Origin of the sequence: Puniceibacterium sp. IMCC21224 (genome assembly GCF_001038505.1) — a bacterium.
GTDB lineage: Bacteria > Pseudomonadota > Alphaproteobacteria > Rhodobacterales > Rhodobacteraceae > Puniceibacterium.
Map to the genome: position 1 here is coordinate 3,975,152 of NZ_LDPY01000001.1, position 18,981 is coordinate 3,994,132.

Here is an 18,981-nt window from a genome sequence, read left to right on the forward strand (position 1 = left end):
GCCAGTCTACCCGATTTAGATGCTGCGGATGATCCGGGCGAAGGGATCAAAGATCGCGTTGTTGCCGCAGATCAACGACCCGCTTTCCAGCGGATCCTGACCCTCGCGAATCCCTTCGAGCAGGGCACCAGCCTCTTGGGCGATGAGCGATCCGGCGGCCACATCCCAGATTTTCAACTCGCGTTCCCAATAGCCATCGTAGCGCCCTGCTGCCACATAGGCGAGATCCAGAGCCGCCGCCCCCAGCGCCGCACACCAGCGCATTCCGGCATCAGCCGTGCCAGATCCTTGAGCGTGGCGGGCAACGTCCGCTTGGCAGCAAAGGGCACCCCGGTGGCAAAGATCGACTCGATCATCCGCGACCGACCTGACACCCGCAAGCGTTTGGAATCGTTCAGCCAGGCACCGGCGCCCTTTTCGGCATAGAACATCTCGTCCTTGGCGGGATCATACACCACGCCCGAAACGACCTGTCCCTTATGCTCCAGCGCGACGGAAATGCCCCAATGTGGCAGGCCGTGCAGAAAATTGGTTGTCCCGTCCAGCGGATCAACGATCCAACGCCGCGTCGGGTCCTGCCCTTCGACCGGTTCGGATTCCTCGCCTACCCAGCCATAGGTTGGTCGCGCGCCCGTCAACTCGTCCCGCAGGATCTTTTCCGAGGCGAGATCTGCTTTGCTGACAAAATCCCCAGCACCCTTCATCGAGACCTGAAGATTCTCGACCTCGCGGAAATCCTTGACCAGTGACCGCCCCGCCTTGCGGGCCGCCTTGAGCATGATGTTGAGATTTGCGCTGCCCTGCATATGCCCGGTTCCTCGTTCGTGGTCAGGCCGCGCGTATACGCGGCCTCACCCGACTTGCCAAGGGCTGCAACAGCCCGATCCGGGTTTAGCGATAAATGACGCCCTTTTCGCCCACCGGCGCATAGGGCATCGCCGTGTGCGAAATCCGTTTGGGCGTATGTTTGCGCGTGCCGCCTGCACGATTGACGTATGGCCCTGCGTTGGGCACGCCGCAGCAGATCTGACCACCGGCAGTGACCGGCTGCAGACCCGGCGGACAAAAATTCTGCGCCGTCGGATAGGAATGCATCAGCGTGTTGGAATTGGGGTTGTTGGTCGCATCCCCCATATACATGTCGCCCCAGGCCAGCGCCGCCCCGGATGAAAGTACAAGCGCCGTCGCTGCGGCTGCCAGATGTGTCGAAATACCCATATCGTTCCCCAAAAAGCACCGACCCGAAAGGTCCAATGATATCAGCGTACCAGCGCAGCCGCCCATGTCAAATTCTAAGCGTAGAATCGAAGCGTTTCGAAATCGTTATGCAGCACTGCTGCCCCGGCGCAAGTCGCGCTATGTTACAAGGCGTGGCTCTGTCAGGCGGGCGTACTGACCTGCCTGGCCGGCGGGGCGTCATCGCGAAGTATCCAAAAAACTATTTAAATTCAAAAATCTACCCTGATACGCGCTTCCACCTTTGCCCTATATATTCCTCACGAAACCCCTGCCTCGTTCTCACCCACGTTCACTCCCCCTTGAACCCGGCTATCGCTGGCAAGGCTTTGGGCGCATCTTCCTGGTATCTGCAACGCAACCAAGGATCGCTGCCATGCCCCTGTCCCGTCGCCGTTTGCTGGGCCTCAGCCTTGCTGCACCTGCCCTTCTATCGCTGCCCGACGTGGCACTGGCCCGCGAGCCCGAGGTGTTTCAGTCCGGCACCATCGCCATCAACGGCACCGACCCCGTCGCCTACTTCAGCCAAAGTCGCCCGACCAAAGGCACGGCCGAACAGTCGGTGATGTGGATGGGCGCGACCTGGCGTTTTGCCACCGCCGCCAACCGCGAGAGGTTCGAGATGAGCCCGACCCGCTATGCTCCGGTCTTTGGCGGCTACTGCTCCTATGCGGCGTCCAAGGGTTATCTTGCCCCGACGATCCCCGAAGCGTGGACAGTGTTCGAGGGCCGCCTCTACCTCAACGCCAATTTGCAGGCCCGCGCGTTGTGGGTCGAGGATATCCCCGGCAACATCGCATTGGGCAAGAAGAACTGGCCGGGCATTCTGGGATAAAGCACGCCGCAGACCGCGCCATGCGGAGCCGGGACGGTGCCTGCCCGTGGGGTGGCGCTGCGACGATTGTGCGGAGCACTTTATGCTGGCCACATGCCTCGTTGCTCAGAGGTCGACGCTGCCCTGCCAAAGCGCCAGCCCGCCGGACGGGCAGGCGCTGGCCCGGCGCCTGCGGCTTGATTCCAGGCTGGGCGGCGCGGATTTTCGACGCATATGCAGGCGATCAAGGCGCGGTTTTCGATGGAGGTCCGTATGACGGGATTCGCCACGCCAAACCCGTTGACCGGCCAGTTCGGCTGGGTGAACCCCGCCATACGGGTTACTATTTCTTCTCGCTCGTCGCCGAGTCAGTGCTTGGCGGGTTCTTCGGCTCCCCAGAACTAGTCGGTCCCTGATAGCTACTTTGCGAGTTTCCCACCTTATCCCCGCCAGAGTCTGCAGAGGACGGCCTGTATACTTTTTCGATGTTCACGCGAGGGTCTGATTTATTTTCGGCCAATGTTCCCACTCCTAATCGGATATAACTTCAATATGAAGAATTTCGTCTTCTCGCAACCAAATTCCGCGTTTACGACTGTCAGATTCAAAGTATGAAAAATCCTGCCTGCGAATATCGCTGATGAATATGTCACGCCGCGAAAGGTCAGTGGAGGCCCCTGAATTACGGTCGAACCACCCCTTCACCTTTGTACCATCGGTAAGGGTGACGATAATCCACTTACTACTTTTCATTGTGCCAAACATAAAATCCCAGCCAGTTGTCGCCGGATGAATTGGATTAAGGCCAATCTTTCCGAAAACTAAATCCAGCCATCGTTTTTGACTTAAGATTCCAAGCCCCGCACCAATAATAGATGGAAGCCCAAAAAGTAGCAAAAAAGCATAACCCCAACTTAAAAGATTGAAATTAAAGAAAATAACCCCGACAGAAGCATAGTATATAGAGGATGAAACTAAAAGCTCCAGAATTCTCTCGGAAATTTTTAAATGGCGCCCCGTTATAAACGTGTTTCGAAAGTAGGAAATCAAAAAGCCTGGCGAGAGGAGTGCCACAGCTAGTAGAGCATCCTTTATTTCGGAATCAAAAAAATCTTCGAAACCGCTCACCCAATCACCCCCTCAAACTCCCGCCATTCCCCCTTGCTCATGCCAGAGGTTTCCTGCGTGACCTCTTCGCCCTTCAACATCCGGCGGACACACTCAAGCGCGGTGCCGGACAGGGTCGCGCCTCCCATGCGGTAGTCGGCAAAGGCGGCATAGGCAAAGGGCACCCAGTCGGCGACGACGTTGCAGATGGCGTCGGCGTAGACGCGGATTTCATATTGCGCGTGGGCGTCGGCGCGCAGGCGGAGGAAGTGCAGCAGGTTGTGCAGGTCCACCTTCCAGTACCACTGGGTGTAGATGTTGGCGGGCAGGTTCATCCGGGCGAGTTCGCGGGCCAGACCCTGCTGACCGTCCTGCGAGATCATCTCTTCGTAGTGGTCATAGGCCCGCATCGCGTCGTCGCGCAGATAGCGCAGGACACGCTCGGCCTCTTCGCCCGACAGCGCCTCTCCCCTGCCCTGATTGTTCACGGTGCTCTGGGCGTTCAGGGAATCGGCGGCAGGGATATAGAATTCACGATCCAGGATCGAATAGCGGGCCGAGTATTCGTTGACGTTGGCGGTGCGGTGGCGAATCCACTGGCGCGCGACGAAAACGGGGAGTTTGACGTGCAACTTGATCTCGCACATCTCGAACGGGGTCGAGTGCCAGTGCCGCATGAGGTAGCGGATCAGCCCTTCGTCGTTCTGCACCGATTTGGTGCCACGGCCATAGGACACGCGAGCGGCCTGACAGATCGCGCTGTCGTCGCCCATGTAGTCAACGACGCGCACAAAGCCATGGTCGAGCACGGGGATGGCTTTGTACAGGTGCGCCTCGATCCCTGGGGCGGTGGCGCGCAGGGTTTGCGAAGGCGTGGCGCGCAGGGCGTCGATATCCGCCTGCTGTTCGGGCGTCAGCGTCGTTGTCAGGGGCATGGCGATTCCTTTCCCACCAGATGAGTCGCTGCCGACTATATCTTGGAGAGGTGGGACAAGGAAACACCAGATGGGGTGGCGACAAATGCGCACCAGTTGCGAAACAAAGCGCAACCGGGGCAGAATCCTTACATTGACTTTCGCGCATAGCTGCCGGAATTTGTTGGCAAAAGACGTACATAAAATAAAAACCGAGGCAGCAGCACATGAACCGCATTTTGATGCTTATTCTTGCAATGGGGCTTTTGGCCTCTTGTGGCGACGGCAACCCGCTGGGCGGGGATGACGACGAAGAACCGACGGAAACCGAAGAAGAAACCGACACCGGCGGCCCGATCGAGAGCGACCGCGAACTGCCCCCGGCACGGCAAGCCCGACGGCAAACAATTCGCTGTTCCGTTCCGAAGCCGAGGACACCGCAAACGGGTCCGGCTTTCTGACTGCGCCCAGCTATGATTCCGTCAGCGACACATTCACCGTCGACAATCTGCCGTTCGACGGCGACAGCAGCTATCGTCGCGGCCAGCAGGTCAGCAGTCTTGGGCCCTTTGCCGTTTACGAGAACGAAAATATCGTGATCGACCCGCAGACCGGCAACCCGGTGACGCAGTTCCAGCACAAGGCCCTGTATGCCGTGAGCGCGAGCGGACGGACCGAGATGGCGATTGTGCGCACTGGTGCCTATGCCGATTACGGCTTTGGCGGGTTCATTTATCAGCGTAACGGGTCCGTCACCCTGCCCACCAGCGGTCAGGCGGTTTATAGCGGCGACTATTCCGCCCTGCGTGACTTTGACGGTCGCGGCGGTGTCGAATATGTCAGCGGTGATGCCGAAATCCGCGTCGACTTTGATGCCTTTGAAAACGGTGCCATTGCCGGCTCGATCAGCAACCGGGTGATCTTTGACACCAACGGGAACGACATTACTCAGTCGTTCCTGGATGCGATGGCTGACGAATACGACACGTCGTTTTCCGCTATGCCAACATTGGTGTTCGACGTGATCAGTGACGCACTGGATGCCAACGGTGAGGCGACGGGCACGCTGGACAGTCAGTACCTCGACAACGACGGCGCACTCCAAACCCTGGAAAACGGCAATTTCTATGCCGTCCTTGCAGGTCCGGGCGCGACCGAAGTGGCTGGTGTGATCGTGATTACCTCTGACGATGCGCGCTATGACGGGGTGACAGTCCGCGAAACCGGCGGCTTTATCGCGACACGGTAGATCATGAAACTGACCTTTCCCCGTCGCGCCGCCGCTCTGGCCCGCGTGACGGGGCTGGCCGCCCTTACGCTGATGTCACAACAGGTGGTGGCGCAGGAACGCGTCCTGACCGCCGCGGCCCTGCGACATGAAGCGAATATCGCGCTGAATGCCGGACAACCTGACGTCGCGGCCACATATGCCAAATCGCTGCTGTCGCGCGATACCCACGACTTTGACGCGCTGCTGATTCTGGCGCGCGCAGCACGGACGCTGGGCGAACAGGATACCGCGCTCGACGCGTCGTCCCGCGCCTGGGACGGCGCCGTGACACCTGAACAAAGCTTTGCCGCTGCGATGGTGCGGGCACAGGCGCTGTCATCGGCCGGGCGGCGCACGCAGTCCCAATTGTGGTTGCGTCGGGCGTCCGAGGTCGCCCCGACCGAGCAGCTGCGCGACGTTGCGGTCCGCGATTTTCGCTATGTGCGGGCGCGCAATCCGTTTTCGACGCAGTTGACCTTTAGTGTTGCGCCAAAGTCCAACATCAACAACGGTTCGCGGGCCGACAAGGGCACTTACGAAATTCCGGTTTTTGGTGTGATCGACGCTGAACTTGATGGTGCCGCGGTGGCGCTGTCCGGGACTGAGGTCGCGCTTGGCTTTGCCACCCGGTATCGGCTGGCGTTTTCTGAGAGCGGTCAAACCGATCTGCTATTTTCGATGAATCACAAGACGTATACGCTGTCTGACGATGCTCAGGACAAGGCCCCCGGTGTCGAGGGCAGCGATTTTGCCTTTACATCGGCGCAGATGTCGTTGGTGCAGCGCGGCTTTACCGGCGCCCAGACGCGTCCGTTTCAGCTAAGCGCCAGCGTTGGTCGTACCTGGTACGGCGGGGATGCGTATATGCAGTTCCTGTCGCTGGCCGCGACGCAAAGCTGGAATGTGTCGCCTGCGACCAGCCTGAGCCTGAGCGTTGGGCGCGGCTGGCAGGAAACCCTAAGCCTGCGCACCTCGGACGCGGACAGTTGGGATCTGGGCGGGGGCCTGAACCGTAAGTTAGAGAATGGCAATCAGCTGAATCTGGGTCTGCGCCTGCGCGAAAGCAGCTCGATCAGCGCCAACCTGGATTACCGCAGCATTGAACTTGATACGCGGCTCGCGCTGGCAAAACCAGTGTTCGGCGCACAGATCGAAATGGGGCTGTCGCTGGGGCAAAAGGATCACGACCGATCCCCGGTTGCGGGGCGGTCGCGATCGGATCTTGAGACCAGCGCGCGTCTGACAGCGGTGCTGCCACAATACGACTACTATGGTTTTGTGCCGACGGTGACGCTGAATGCGCGACAGGTGCAATCAGACTTTGGCCAGTATGACACCGAAGAGTTCGGTCTGCAGCTTGGGATTCGGTCGGCGTTCTGAACCGGCAATGACCCGCGCTGACGTTCGACAGATGCTCGACATTTGCGACGCAACCTCTAGTCTTTGCGATAACGAAATTCAGACAGGAATACCGTCATGCCCATCCGTTATTTGCACACTATGGTGAGGGTCAAGGACCTCAACGCCTCGATCGCGTTTTACAAGCTTCTTGGCCTCAAGGAACGCCGCCGCACCGAAAACGAAGGGGGACGGTTCACGCTGGTGTTTTTGTGCCCGCCGGATCAGGACGACGGCACCGCCGATGTGGAACTGACCTATAACTGGGACGGCGACGATGGATTGCCCTCGGACGGGCGGCACTTTGGCCACCTCGCCTATACCGTCGAAAATATTTACGACATGTGCCAACTTTTGATGGTCAGTGGTGTGACCATCAATCGCCCGCCACGCGATGGACACATGGCCTTTGTGCGTTCGCCCGACAACATCTCTATCGAGCTGTTGCAGCAGGGTGATGCACTTCCCAAAGCCGAGCCGTGGGCCAGCATGGAAAACACCGGCCACTGGTAAAACCGCAAAGGAACCATTGGTGACACGTCGCTGCCTTCTCGGAATGCTCTGCCTCTGGGCCGCGCCACTTGCGGCCCAGGATGCAGAGTCTGACCCGGATGGCTGTCGGCTGGCACTGTTGCTCGCGCTGGATGTGTCGTCATCCGTCGACAGCGACGAGCACAGATTGCAGCAAACCGGTGTTGCGGCCGCATTGGGCGACGCGGACATCCGGCGCGCTCTGCTTTCCGGTCCGCCGGTGGCGTTGGCGGTTTATGAATGGAGCGGGCGACGCAACAGCGTGCTGGTGCTCGACTGGTTGGTGTTGGACGGCCCTCCGGCGATTGACCGGGCCATCGCGGCGATTCTTTCCGCGCCGCGCAGCGAGACCCGGTATCCGACTGCCATGGGCTTTGCCCTGGGCTATGGCGCGACAGTGATGCGGCGGGCACCAAGTTGCGCGCGTCGGGTAATCGACCTTTCCGGCGATGGCATTTCAAATGACGGGTTCGGACCAGAACTGGCCTATCGGCATTTTCCATTCACAGGGATCACCGTCAACGGCCTGGCTGTGCTTGGTGATGATCCGCAGGTGCTGGAGTATTTCGAGGATGTCGTGCGGTTCGGTGATGGTGCCTTTGTCGAGACAACGCAGGGCTACGCCGGGTACCGTCGGGCAATGACACGCAAGCTGTTCCGCGAAATAAGCGATATGATCATCGGCGAACGGGCAACATCGGCAGAAAAGGCCCCGGGATGAGGCGATTGCTGTGTCTGGCACTGCTGCTGTGGTCGGGTGTGGCGCAGGCCGGGTGTCGGCAGGCGCTGGCACTTGGGCTGGATGTCTCGGGGTCGGTCGATAGCCGGGAATACCGGTTACAGATGGACGGGTTGGCGGCGGCACTGCTGCATCCCGAAATACGCGAGGCGCTGCTGGCTTTGCCGGATGCCCCCGTGGCGCTGGCCGTCTTCGAATGGAGCGGGCCGGAGTCTCAGATGCTGGTACTCGACTGGACCGTCATCATCGACGAGGCGGCGCTGCAAGGCGCTGCCGCCCAGCTGCGCGCGGCGCGGCGTCATGTCGGCGACCCCTCAACCGCAATCGGAGCGGCGCTGCAATTTGGCGCCGGGTTACTAGCACAGCAACCGAACTGTTGGAAACGGACGCTGGATCTGTCCGGGGACGGCCAGTCGAACACCGGACCACATCCACGGGACTTACGCGACACAACGCAAGCAGCCGGGCTGACCGTGAACGGGCTGGTGGTCGCCACGCACGGTCGCGGTGATCGCGGCAGTACCGGCATCGGCGAACTCAGCGCCTATTTCCGCGCCTATGTGATTTCGGGGCCAGATGCCTTTGTCGAAACGGCGCTAGGGTTCGATGCGTTCGAGGCCGCCATGGTGCGCAAGCTGAAACGCGAATTGCAGGGGCCGATATTTTCGGCACAGTGACCCACCTTTTGCAGACAATACATCACCGACAACTGCACCTGACTTCGGTAAATTTCGACACATTTCAACGTATGCTCGTTGCCAGAGCGAGCGTTGCGAGCGCGCCAGATCCGATCCCCCATCCCTCAATAGTTCGGCTTGAACAACTGCCATGTAGCTGAATCACCAAGATAAATCGGATATTTTTCCGGCTTCAAACTGCAGGAATCCGTAGAATCCAATTGAAAAGGCTGCAGTTTGGATCCTGCCATGAAGCACCGCTCGCGTCCTGAGGAACAGGATGATCTCCTCCGCCTCCGATTGGTCGACATGATCGACATGCGCCACGAGCTTGTAAAGCTGGCAGACTTGATCGACTGGGAGTTCTTCGAACGGGAGTGGGCCGGTTTCTTCCCGTCGGCGACAGGGCGGCCAGCGACGCCGCCACGGTTGGTGGCGGGCCTCATGTATCTGCAGCATGCCTATCGGCTCTCGGACGAGGCCGTGATCGCCCGCTGGGTGGACTCCCCGTATGTCCAGCATTTCACAGGCGAGACGTTCTTCCAGCATCAGCCGCCGATTCTCCTTCCTCGCTCAGCCGCTGGCGTGATCGCATCGGCGAAGAGGGCGCGGAGTGGCTGCTGACCAAAACGATTCAAGCGGGCCGGTCTGTCGGCCGGTCTGTCGGTATCATCGACGACGACAGCCTGGCGCGCGTCTCCGTCGACACCACCGTGATGGAAAAGAATATCGCGTATCCAACCCCCTCCCGGCAGCATCCTGCGGATGCGCCTGCCGGGCAATAGCAGTGCAAATCGCCGCGTAGGTGTTGTTCAACGTCGACTCAATAGATATATCGTATCTGGTCGGACCAGTAGCGCTCCATCCGCCGCAGGGACGATGTGATATCCTCAATCCCCTCGGGGCCGAGCACACCTTTGGCCTCAAGGCCATCAGCGTGACGTTCAAACAGACCGGCAACAACATCACGGATCTCGCGCCCCTTGGCAGTGAGCCGAACCCGGACGGAACGGCGGTCAATCTCGCATCTTTGGTGATGCATAAACCCCATTTCGACCAGCTTTTTGAGATTGTAACTGACATTGCTGCCCTGATAGTAGCCGCGCGTTTTGAGTTCGCCGGCCGTCACCTCGTTGTCGCCGATGTTGAACAACAACAGGGCTTGCACCGCGTTGATCTCAAGTACACCAACACGTTCGAATTCATCCTTGATCACGTCCAGCAGAAGGCGGTGCAACCGCTCCACCAGCGCCAGCGCCTCAAGATACCCGGTCATGAATCCCGAGTCCGGCGTTTTGCCAAGGGAGGAATGTATGCTCATCTTTATCTCCGCAACATCTGCACGCGCCGAGATTTGCTGAAAATCGCAAATATTGGGTTAAGCTGGGCCGGGACTAACTAAAATGCGCCCTATTCAGCTGATCCAGTCGCAACCATCGTGATGTCGTGGATCAGCCCGGCAAAGGGGGCTGGCGCCGGACTCTGCCCCGTCACCCATTGATACAAATCCTGATCATTCTCGTCTAGCAGCGCCTCGTAGGTATCGAGAGTGACCGCATCCAGCGCCGCAAGACGGGCCGCGCTATAGCGCATCAGAATCAGATCCATTTCCTTGATCCCGCGACGCATTGACCGCATCGACAGACGTTTCAGCCGGATCTCGTGTGGTTCGGTCATCGGTTCTGATCCCTGAGCACCTTGCGCAGCTTCTTTTCCAGCCGCCCCAGCCGTTCGGCCGAGGCGTGCAGTTCAACCTGCATCCCGCGTATTTCCGTCAGCACGGCACGCAGATCAACCTCGGGCGGGTCTTCGGGCGGCGCGCTCAGCCCCTCGCCCTCACCGTTCATCAGCCACATCATCGAGACGTTGAGCAGACCTGCCATCATCGACAGCCGATTGGCACGCGGCTCCGCCAGATCTTCCTCCCAGCTTTGCAGCGACTTAGGCTTGATCCCAAGGCGTTTCGCCAATTCTTCTTGCGTCATGCCAGCCGCATCGCGCGCGGCAGCCAGCCGGTCGCCAAAAGTCGCGGAATCCGGTCCGTACCAAGTGTCCTGGTCGCTCGTATCGTTCATTGTGCCCCCCTTGGGCCGATTAAGGCCAAAGCTGCTTGATCGGTTGCTGGTCGCACCCTATGACAGACCACGCCCAGATTCAAACCGGTGACCTCATGACCTTCCTTTCCAAGACATTGGCCCGCGTAAAACCGTCGCCGACCGTGGCGATGAACCAGCTTGCCCAAGAGCTTAAGGCGGCGGGGCGCGATGTGATCGGGCTGGCTGCCGGTGAGCCAGATTTTGACACCCCTGATAACATCAAGACGGCTGCCGTTGCGGCGATTGCAGCGGGCAAAACCAAATACACCGCCCCCGACGGCATCATCGAGCTAAAGCAGGCGATCTGCGACAAGTTCGCGCGCGAGAACGGGCTGACCTATGTGCCCGCGCAAGTTTCTGTCTCAACCGGCGGCAAGCAGGTGCTGTACAACGCTTTTATGGCTACCCTGAACCCCGGCGACGAGGTGCTGATTCCGGCGCCCTATTGGGTCAGTTACCCCGACATGGTGCTGCTGGGCGGAGGCACACCGGTGATCGTCCCGACCGCGTTGGAAACCGGCTACAAACTGACACCTGACGCTCTGGAGGCCGCAATCACACCGCAGACCAAGTGGTTCCTGTTCAACTCGCCCTCGAATCCGACAGGCGCAGGGTATACCTGGGACGAGCTTAGGGCGTTGACGGATGTGCTGATGCGGCATCCTCATGTTTGGGTGATGACCGATGATATGTATGAACACCTGGCCTACGACGGCTTCAAATTCTTCACCCCGGCGCAGGTCGAACCCGGGCTGTATGAACGGACGCTGACCTGCAATGGCGTGTCCAAGGCCTATGCCATGACCGGCTGGCGCATCGGCTATGCCGCCGGGCCCGAGCCGCTGATCGCCGCTATGCGCAAGGTGCAGTCGCAATCCACTACGAACCCTTGCACCATCAGTCAGTGGGCCGCAGTCGAGGCGCTGAATGGCCCGCAGGATTTTCTGGCGACGCGCTGCGCCGCATTCAGCGAACGCCGTGATCTGGTGGTTGGCATGCTGAACGACGCGCAGGGCATCACCTGCCCGACACCAGAAGGCGCGTTCTATGTCTACCCCTCTGTCGCGGGCTGTCTGGGCAAGACATCGGCGGCTGGCATCCTGATCGACAGCGATCAGGCCTTTGCCACCGCCCTGCTGGACGAAACCGGCGTCGCGGTGGTTTTTGGCGCGGCCTTTGGCCTCTCTCCGAATTTCCGTATCAGTTATGCAACCTCGACCGAAGCACTAACCGAGGCGTGCACCCGGATTCAGACTTTCTGCGCTGGGCTAAGCGGCTGAACAGGCAGGGAAACGCACATGTCTGATGAACTGCCCGACTATTACTTTCGCATCCGCGATAACGGCGCGTTGGTGTTCCGGATCGAGTCAGGCAATCGTCAGCGGCGGATCGAGATGGACCAGATCGCGGCGGTCAACATCCGCTCTGGCGACGTGAAGCCGCAAGGCGACCGCACCCTGGACGCGACGGATATGGCTGCGATCCACGATTGGATGGCACAGCGCAAATCCAGCCTGGCCGCGCGCGAGATTGACGACATCCACCGCACGGTCGAACATCTCAACCTCACCGCGCAATGGGCCCAATCACGCGCCAGCGGCGATCAGCTTGATGCCGTGACGGACGATCTTTTGCTGGCAATGCACGACCTGCGTACGGTACTGGTACGCAAAAAAGCCGAGCGGCTGACCAAGGAATGACACGTGGGCCCGACCCGCTATGCGGGGCGAATGCAACAGGACAACGCAATACACGGCTACAATCGCCCACGACCTGTCACGCGTTTAAGCCGCCCCCAAAGCGGTCCGCCGACAATTCGAAACGCCGCTAGTCCGATGGCACGTAATCTGTGAATGACCCTGATGAGCGGAATCACAGCGCAGGCACCGTTTCGGACAGAGCGCCGCGTCCACTGTGCAACGTATCAGCGGTGGCGATCTAAAAATGCGTCTATTTCCGATTGAGCGGGCGCTTCGCCGGCAAAAATCTCGGCATATTGACAGCCTGCAATCGCACGTTGCAAGCGTGGCTCGGCCACATGTATCGAATAGTATCCTGTCTGAGTCAGAATCACTGTCAACGCGCGGTAATGGGCCACCTCACCCGTTCTGCCAAACCGTTCAAACAGCGCCTTGACGGCCGTTAGCCGATCCCTGTCAGACTGATCGACAAGATTTTGCAGTCGCGCATCGTTGCGCGCCCAGTTTCGGATCGCGAGATCAAGTGGCGCATCAAAGAGGTCCTGATTGATCCAGCAATCAATCAAATTGAAAAGTGCGGCGCAGAGGCTTGGCGCCGGAGCCCGGCATCGCTCAATGATTATACCTGTATTCCGGGTTTGCCAGATGTCGATGATGGCATCATGAAGCTCTGACAGATCTTTGAAATGCCAATAGAAACCAGTGCGCGTAAGGTTCAGCTGTTTTGCAAGCGGCATGATTTTCACAGCCTCGATCCCTTCATTGACGAAGAGGGAATAGGCGGCCTGAATCCAGGTCTGTCGCGTGGCGCGGCTTTTTGTGGCTGTGGCGGTTTTCACCAGGCTGTTCTAACTCACTTGACAGATGTGTCAAGTCGGAGTGATATCAACATGACACCCATGTCAGGTTAGATTCGACCCGAAGAGGATTCCCCCATGTCCACCGACCCGTTGCTGCAGCCCTTTCACCTCAAACACCTGACATTGCGAAATCGGATCATGACGACAAGCCATGAGCCGGCCTATCCCCAAGATGGCATGCCCAAGGAACGCTACGCAGCCTATCACGCAGAGCGCGCCAAAGCGGGCGTGGCCCTCGCGATGACGGCTGGATCGGCGGCAGTGAGTCGCGACAGCCCGCCGGTGTTCAACAACATCCTCGCCTACAAGGACGAGGTTGTGCCGTGGATCCGGAACCTGACCGATGCAGTGCATGAACATGGCTGTGCCGTCATGATCCAGTTGACCCACCTGGGGCGGCGCACCAACTGGAACAAAGGCGATTGGCTGCCGTCGGTGTCTTCCTCCAGGCACCGCGAACCTGCGCACCATGCCTTTCCCAAACTGATCGAAGATTGGGACATTGAACGGATCATCAACGATTTTGCCGACGCCGCCGAGAGGATGAAAGCGGGCGGCATGGACGGGATTGAATTGCAAGTCTACGGCCACTTGCTGGATCAGTTCTGGTCGCCGCTCACCAATGATTTGGTGGGGCCCTACGGCGCGGATACGCTGGAAAACCGGATGCGGTTTCCGCTGGATGTGCTTGGGGCCATTCGCAAGCGCGTCGGAGCAGAATTCATCGTCGGCCTGCGCTACACAGCAGACGAGGCGCAAAAGGGCGGCATCACGCCCGAGGAAGGGCTGGAGATGTCCAAGCGCCTTGCCGCCACCGGGCAGGTCGACTTTCTCAACGTCGTCAAAGGCCGCATCCACACCGACCCCGCAATGACGGACGTGATCCCCATTCAGGGTATGAAATCTGCACCGCACCTCGATTTTGCGGGTGAAGTGCGCAAGGCCACGGGCATGCCGACCTTCCACGCCGCCCGCATTCCCGATGTGGCGACCGCGCGCCATGCGGTGCAGGCAGGCCTTCTGGATATGGTTGGCATGACTCGCGCGCATATGGCCGACCCACATATCGTGCGCAAGATCATCGAGGGCCGCGAGGATGACATCCGCCCCTGCGTCGGCGCGACCTATTGTCTGGACCGGATCTATCAGGCGGGCGACGCCCTGTGCATCCACAACGCAGCCACCGGGCGCGAGCTTTCGATGCCCCATGACATTGCCAAAGCAGAGACGACAAAGAGGGTCGTGATCATCGGCGCTGGACCTGCGGGGCTCGAGGCTGCGCGGGTCGCGGCAGAGCGCGGTCATGACGTCACCGTGTTTGAAGCCGCCGCTGAACCGGGTGGGCAAGTGCGGCTGACCGCCCAATCTCCGCGCCGCCGCGAGATGATCGGGATCATCGACTGGCGCATGGCCCAGTGCGCCGCGCGGGACGTGACGTTCAATTTCAACACATGGGCCGAAGCAGATGACATCGCCGCGCTGAGCCCAGACGTTGTCATCGTCGCAACGGGGGGGGTACCAAATCTGGAACTGTTTGAGCAGGATGGCGAACAGCCGCATGTCGTCTCGACTTGGGATATTATTTCGGGCGATGTAAAGCCTGCGTCCAACGTGCTGATCTACGACGAAAGCGGGGATCACCCCGCCTTGCAAGCTGCCGAGATTGCAGCAAATTCTGGAGCGAAGGTAGAGATCATGACACCGGATCGCACCTTTTCCCCCGATGTCATGGCGATGAATTTGGTGCCATACATGCGCTCGCTTCAGGACAAGGACGTCACCTTTACCGTCACCCGCCGACTGATGGGTGTCGTGCGCAGCGGCAATACACTCACCGCGACGATTGGTACGGATTACAGCGATCACACCCACGACGTCGACGTTGATCAGGTCGTTGTAAATTACGGTACCTTGCCGCTGGACGAGCTGTATTTCGACCTCAAACCCCTGTCATCCAATGCGGGCGAGGTCGACCATGACGCGTTGATCGCGGGCGATCCGCAGACAGCTATGCGCAATAAGAACGGCACGTTCCAACTGTTCCGCATAGGAGACGCGATATCGGCCCGCAACACCCATGCGGCAATCTATGACGCCTTGCGCCTGGTCAAAGATATCTAAGATGCGCAGGGACAAATCCATTCTTGTCCTGATCATGCCAAGGGCGGTGTCATTTCCAGCAGTGTGGCCCGCCCTGTGCGTCACTAACCGCGACATACAGTCATTAAATTACAACGGGCCATATAGGTTCCCCTATATGGATGTTGACGATGGTCGGCACCAATCTGGTCCGACGGCACGGGGTGGCGCGAGGATGAGGTGAAAGGTGACTGCATGGAGCCCGGAAATCCCGGACCCATGTTGAGGAGCCAAGGGCGCACGCCCCCGCCAGCAGAAGAATAACGCCCCCAACTGTCAATTATTTCAGCGGCCTGTTGGAGATTGAAAATGGTCATTGTGCGGAGGTACGAAGGCTCCCTGCGATGCTGAGCGCCGCAAAAAACAAGGCGGCGACGCAAACAATGGACGGTCCCGCCGGTGTATTCAGAATGTAGGCCACCCGCAGCCCGACCACTGCTGAAATACTGCCGATGGCAGCAGCCACCATTGCCATGCTTTCGGGCGTGCGGCTCAGCGGTCTCGCCGCAGCGGCCGGGATAATCAGCATCGCGGCGATCAACAACACGCCGACGACCTTGATGGCGACGGCAACAGTAATAGCGAGGGCCAGCGTCAGCACCAGCTGTTCGCGCTTGGGGTTGATCCCGCTGGCATAAGCCAGATCTTCGTTCAGCGTCGCGGTCAGCAGATCCGACCAGCGCCAGCCGATCAACGCCACGACGAGGCCCGCTCCGCCCCAGATCACCATCAAATCGGTACGTGACACAGCCAGAATGTCACCAAAAAGATAGGCCATCAGATCAATCCGGACACCCGACAGGAACGACACGGCCACCAGACCAAAGGCAAGCGCCGAATGCGCCAGGACACCCAAAAGCGTGTCCATCGCGTAACCGCGTCCCGTCAGCAGGTTGACCGTCAACGCCATGACAAGCGCGATCACCAAGGCGCCCGCGAAGACCGAAATCGACAGGGCCAACGAAAGCGCGACACCCAGAATTGCTGCATGGGCGGTTGCATCGCCGAAATAGGCCATGCGGCGCCACACGACGAAACACCCCAAAGGCGCTGCGGCAAACGCCACACCGATACCGGCAAGGGTTGCACGCATCATGAAATCGTCCAGCATTATTCGGCTGCCTCTGTGTGGGTGTGGCTACATGCGTCGTGCGAATGATGTGCGTGATCATGATCATGGTCATGACGGTAAAGCGCCAAAGCCCCCATCGTGCCAGACCCGAAGAGCGCGCGATATTCAGGCGCCGAGGCGACGACCTCGGGCGTACCTTCGCAGCACACATGACCGTTCAAACAGATGACGCGATCCGAGGCGCTCATCACTACATGCAACTCGTGGCTGATCATCAATATGGCACAACCCGTCTCGCGGCGCACTGTTTCGATCTGGCGATAGAAAGCGGCTGATCCGGGCTGGTCAAGGCCCTGTGTCGCCTCATCCAACAGAAGAAGCTGCGGCTTTCCGATAAGGGCCCGCGCCAGCAGGACCCTCTGAAACTGTCCGCCCGAGAGCCGTGACATCTGCGCCATGGCAAGATCCGGCACGCCCGCTTGATCGAGTGCGGCGTCAGTTTCGGTACTTGCCACACCGCGCGGCAACGCAAGGAAGCGGGCGACGCTCATTGGTAACGTCGGATCAATATGCAGCCGCTGCGGGACATAGCCCAAACGCACCCCGGTTCCATGCATGACTCGCCCTTTGGACGGCTTAACAGCCCCTATGATGGCGCGCAAAAGGCTGGTTTTACCGGACCCATTCGGGCCGACTATGGTTACAATCTCACCAGCCCCGATGCGCATTGAAACGTTTGCAAGCACCGTATTGGCACCGTAGCGAATGCTCAGGTCTATAACTTCGACGAGGCTCACGCGTCCGCCTTTCCAGCACAGCCGGGGCAAACGCCTTCCGCCTCGACGACCGTGCGCTCAATCCGGAAACCCGTTGCTTTTGCCGCGGATGCCAAGGCGCTGCGAGTGGTCTCCGATTGCGCTTCGGCCACAGAGTCGCACAGGCGGCAAATCATAAAAGCGGGGGCGTGGATCTGATCGGGGTGTGCGCAGGCAATAAACGCATTGAGCCGCTCGATCTTGTGGGCAAGCCCGTGTGTTACCAGGAAATCAAGCGCACGATAGGCGACGGGCGGCTGCGAGCCGAAACCGTCATCGCGCAGCCGGTCCAGAATCACATAGGCCCCAAGCGCCCTATGCTCTTGCAGCAGGATTTCCAGCACCTTCCGGCGCACGGGTGTAAACCGCAGCCCGTCATCCGCACAGCGCGTTTCGGCGGCCGACAGACCATCGGTCACACAAGCGGCATGATCATGCCGCTCAAAGCCGAGAGGAGCTTCGGTAGAAATATTCGAGGAGACACTTGTCATGTTATTACATTTCTCGTACTGGACTTGTAATGTTATACAATCACACGGAAGACATGATGTCCAGAACACTCCTGCCCGCTTCCCTCGCCGCGGCCCTGATCGGCGGTTCCGCACTAGCCCAGGCGCCAAGTGTCGCCGTCGATATTGCGCCGGTTCATTCACTGGTCGCCCGCGTGATGCAGGGCGTAGGAACCCCGGACCTGATCGTCCAACCCGGCGCCAGCCCACATCAATACGCGCTGCGGCCGTCCGAAGCGCGTGGCCTGCAAGAGGCTGATCTGGTGTTTTGGGTGAGTGCGGGCCTCACGCCTTGGCTGGACGGTGCTATAGAAACGCTGGCCGCCGATGCTTCCGTCACCGAGCTTTTGGAATCAGATGGGACGGTCACGCTGGATTTCCGCGAAGGCGCCTTATTTGAGAAGCACGTTCACAGTGGCGAAGCGCATGACGATCACGCCGAAGAGGAGCATGATGATCACACAGAGCACGATGATCACGCGGGCCACGACCATGACAAACATGATCCCCACGCGTGGCTCTCGCCGCAAAACGCCTCGAACTGGATGAATGTGGTTGCAGCACAGCTATCCGCCGCCGATCCGGAGAACGCGGGCATCTATTTCGCCAATGCCGCCGCGGGCCGTGTCGAGATTGCCACCATGATCACCGAGGTCAATACGATGCTTGAGCCGTTGCGCGGTAACCGTTTCATCGTTTTCCATGATGCCTACCAGTATTTCGAAACTGATTTCGATTTCCCCGCAGCAGGAGCCATTTCAATCAGCGATGCGTCCGATCCCAGCCCGGCCCGTATCGCCGAGATCCGCGAGAGAATTGCCGCTGAAGATATCAACTGCGTGCTGGCAGAGCCGCAATTCAACCCAGGCCTTGCTGCAACGGTTTTGGATGGATCGAATGCGGACACCGCGGTGATAGACCCTATGGGCTCCGATCTGGAAATAGGCCCTGCGCTCTATCTCCAACTCATCCGCAACCTTGCAACATCTCTTGCGAAATGCCTCTAACCCGCAAGGCTGCGTTGTATTCTTACGGCTTTGCTGCACCCATCCGATGATGGGCGGGCTTCCCCTTACTCTGGACATACCGCCTACTTCCTTGGGG

Annotated in this window: 21 protein-coding genes and 2 pseudogenes; 12 read left to right on the forward strand and 11 right to left on the reverse strand. The window is 59.4% G+C overall.

Going from position 1 to position 18,981, the window contains the following annotated elements; translation table 11 throughout:
• Positions 1-15 precede the first annotated feature (15 nt).
• Positions 16-806, reverse strand: a pseudogene (locus tag IMCC21224_RS18550) (inositol monophosphatase).
• An 85-nt stretch (positions 807-891) separates the two neighbouring features.
• Positions 892-1,218 carry a hypothetical protein gene (locus tag IMCC21224_RS18555; protein ID WP_047997267.1) on the reverse strand — a complete coding sequence of 109 codons (327 nt, stop codon included), beginning with the start codon at positions 1,216-1,218 and terminating at the stop codon, positions 892-894.
• Between the two features lie 394 nt (positions 1,219-1,612).
• On the opposite strand from IMCC21224_RS18555, the gene IMCC21224_RS18560 reads away from it, so the two are divergent.
• Positions 1,613-2,071 (forward strand): YHS domain-containing (seleno)protein, encoded by a 459-nt coding sequence (locus tag IMCC21224_RS18560; RefSeq protein WP_047996614.1) that lies wholly within the window; start codon positions 1,613-1,615, stop codon positions 2,069-2,071.
• Between the two features lie 510 nt (positions 2,072-2,581).
• Here the strand turns inward: IMCC21224_RS18560 and IMCC21224_RS18570 are convergent.
• Positions 2,582-3,178, reverse strand: coding sequence for a DUF6338 family protein (locus IMCC21224_RS18570; protein ID WP_047996616.1), 597 nt, complete (start codon positions 3,176-3,178; stop codon positions 2,582-2,584).
• Complete coding sequence (gene thyX / locus IMCC21224_RS18575) at positions 3,175-4,092, reverse strand: FAD-dependent thymidylate synthase (protein ID WP_047996617.1); 918 nt, start codon at positions 4,090-4,092, stop codon at positions 3,175-3,177. Before thyX ends, IMCC21224_RS18570 begins: the two co-directional genes overlap by 4 nt.
• Positions 4,093-4,298: 206 nt before the next feature.
• On the opposite strand from thyX, the gene IMCC21224_RS18580 reads away from it, so the two are divergent.
• From IMCC21224_RS18580 to IMCC21224_RS18610, 7 genes and pseudogenes are all read left to right on the forward strand, one after another.
• Positions 4,299-4,532, forward strand: a complete 234-nt coding sequence (locus IMCC21224_RS18580) for a hypothetical protein (protein WP_047996618.1) — start codon at positions 4,299-4,301, stop codon at positions 4,530-4,532.
• 134 nt (positions 4,533-4,666) lie between these two features.
• Complete coding sequence (locus IMCC21224_RS18585) at positions 4,667-5,320, forward strand: hypothetical protein (RefSeq protein ID WP_047996619.1); 654 nt, start codon at positions 4,667-4,669, stop codon at positions 5,318-5,320.
• A 3-nt stretch (positions 5,321-5,323) separates the two neighbouring features.
• Positions 5,324-6,721 carry a hypothetical protein gene (locus IMCC21224_RS18590; RefSeq protein WP_047996620.1) on the forward strand — a complete coding sequence of 466 codons (1,398 nt, stop codon included), beginning with the start codon at positions 5,324-5,326 and terminating at the stop codon, positions 6,719-6,721.
• 96 nt (positions 6,722-6,817) lie between these two features.
• Complete coding sequence (locus IMCC21224_RS18595) at positions 6,818-7,252, forward strand: VOC family protein (protein WP_047996621.1); 435 nt, start codon at positions 6,818-6,820, stop codon at positions 7,250-7,252.
• 19 nt (positions 7,253-7,271) lie between these two features.
• Positions 7,272-7,991 carry a DUF1194 domain-containing protein gene (locus IMCC21224_RS18600; protein WP_369796035.1) on the forward strand — a complete coding sequence of 240 codons (720 nt, stop codon included), beginning with the start codon at positions 7,272-7,274 and terminating at the stop codon, positions 7,989-7,991.
• The gene (locus IMCC21224_RS18605; RefSeq protein ID WP_047996623.1) at positions 7,988-8,686 is read left to right on the forward strand and encodes a DUF1194 domain-containing protein; all 699 of its coding nucleotides are present in this window, start codon (positions 7,988-7,990) and stop codon (positions 8,684-8,686) included. Before IMCC21224_RS18600 ends, IMCC21224_RS18605 begins: the two co-directional genes overlap by 4 nt.
• Before the next feature lie 249 nt (positions 8,687-8,935).
• Positions 8,936-9,438 (forward strand): annotated as a pseudogene (locus IMCC21224_RS18610) (transposase); the annotation flags it as partial.
• A 71-nt stretch (positions 9,439-9,509) separates the two neighbouring features.
• Here IMCC21224_RS18610 and IMCC21224_RS18615 read toward each other — a convergent pair.
• The 3 genes from IMCC21224_RS18615 to IMCC21224_RS18625 all read right to left on the reverse strand — a co-directional run bounded on the left by IMCC21224_RS18615 (position 9,510) and on the right by IMCC21224_RS18625 (position 10,761).
• Positions 9,510-10,007 carry a MarR family winged helix-turn-helix transcriptional regulator gene (locus tag IMCC21224_RS18615; RefSeq protein WP_047996624.1) on the reverse strand — a complete coding sequence of 166 codons (498 nt, stop codon included), beginning with the start codon at positions 10,005-10,007 and terminating at the stop codon, positions 9,510-9,512.
• Positions 10,008-10,096: 89 nt separating this feature from the next.
• A complete protein-coding gene (locus tag IMCC21224_RS18620) occupies positions 10,097-10,363 on the reverse strand; it encodes a succinate dehydrogenase assembly factor 2 (RefSeq protein ID WP_047996625.1) in 267 nt (88 codons plus the stop codon).
• Positions 10,360-10,761 (reverse strand): helix-turn-helix domain-containing protein, encoded by a 402-nt coding sequence (locus IMCC21224_RS18625; protein ID WP_047996626.1) that lies wholly within the window; start codon positions 10,759-10,761, stop codon positions 10,360-10,362. The genes IMCC21224_RS18620 and IMCC21224_RS18625 overlap by 4 nt, the downstream gene beginning before the upstream one ends.
• Positions 10,762-10,856: 95 nt before the next feature.
• Between IMCC21224_RS18625 and IMCC21224_RS18630 the strand changes: the two genes are divergently transcribed.
• The gene (locus IMCC21224_RS18630) at positions 10,857-12,062 is read left to right on the forward strand and encodes a pyridoxal phosphate-dependent aminotransferase (protein WP_047996627.1); all 1,206 of its coding nucleotides are present in this window, start codon (positions 10,857-10,859) and stop codon (positions 12,060-12,062) included.
• Positions 12,063-12,080: 18 nt separating this feature from the next.
• A complete protein-coding gene (locus tag IMCC21224_RS18635) occupies positions 12,081-12,482 on the forward strand; it encodes a hypothetical protein (RefSeq protein ID WP_047996628.1) in 402 nt (133 codons plus the stop codon).
• Between the two features lie 224 nt (positions 12,483-12,706).
• Here IMCC21224_RS18635 and IMCC21224_RS18640 read toward each other — a convergent pair whose 3' ends face one another.
• Entirely contained in the window at positions 12,707-13,321 is a 615-nt protein-coding gene (locus IMCC21224_RS18640; protein ID WP_047996629.1) for a TetR/AcrR family transcriptional regulator, read from the reverse strand.
• A gap of 96 nt (positions 13,322-13,417) precedes the next feature.
• Between IMCC21224_RS18640 and IMCC21224_RS18645 the strand changes: the two genes are divergently transcribed.
• Positions 13,418-15,463, forward strand: coding sequence for an NADH:flavin oxidoreductase (locus IMCC21224_RS18645; RefSeq protein WP_047996630.1), 2,046 nt, complete (start codon positions 13,418-13,420; stop codon positions 15,461-15,463).
• 331 nt (positions 15,464-15,794) lie between these two features.
• On the opposite strand, the gene IMCC21224_RS18650 is transcribed toward IMCC21224_RS18645, so the two are convergent.
• The 3 genes from IMCC21224_RS18650 to IMCC21224_RS18660 are packed head-to-tail and all read right to left on the reverse strand — an operon-like array spanning position 15,795 to position 17,859.
• Positions 15,795-16,592, reverse strand: coding sequence for a metal ABC transporter permease (locus tag IMCC21224_RS18650; RefSeq protein WP_047996631.1), 798 nt, complete (start codon positions 16,590-16,592; stop codon positions 15,795-15,797).
• Positions 16,592-17,350 carry a metal ABC transporter ATP-binding protein gene (locus IMCC21224_RS18655; RefSeq protein ID WP_047996632.1) on the reverse strand — a complete coding sequence of 253 codons (759 nt, stop codon included), beginning with the start codon at positions 17,348-17,350 and terminating at the stop codon, positions 16,592-16,594. Before IMCC21224_RS18655 ends, IMCC21224_RS18650 begins: the two co-directional genes overlap by 1 nt.
• Positions 17,347-17,859 carry a transcriptional repressor gene (locus IMCC21224_RS18660; protein ID WP_047996633.1) on the reverse strand — a complete coding sequence of 171 codons (513 nt, stop codon included), beginning with the start codon at positions 17,857-17,859 and terminating at the stop codon, positions 17,347-17,349. Before IMCC21224_RS18660 ends, IMCC21224_RS18655 begins: the two co-directional genes overlap by 4 nt.
• A 56-nt stretch (positions 17,860-17,915) precedes the next feature.
• On the opposite strand from IMCC21224_RS18660, the gene IMCC21224_RS18665 reads away from it, so the two are divergent.
• Entirely contained in the window at positions 17,916-18,884 is a 969-nt protein-coding gene (locus tag IMCC21224_RS18665) for a zinc ABC transporter substrate-binding protein (protein ID WP_047996634.1), read from the forward strand.
• Positions 18,885-18,981 lie beyond the last annotated feature (97 nt).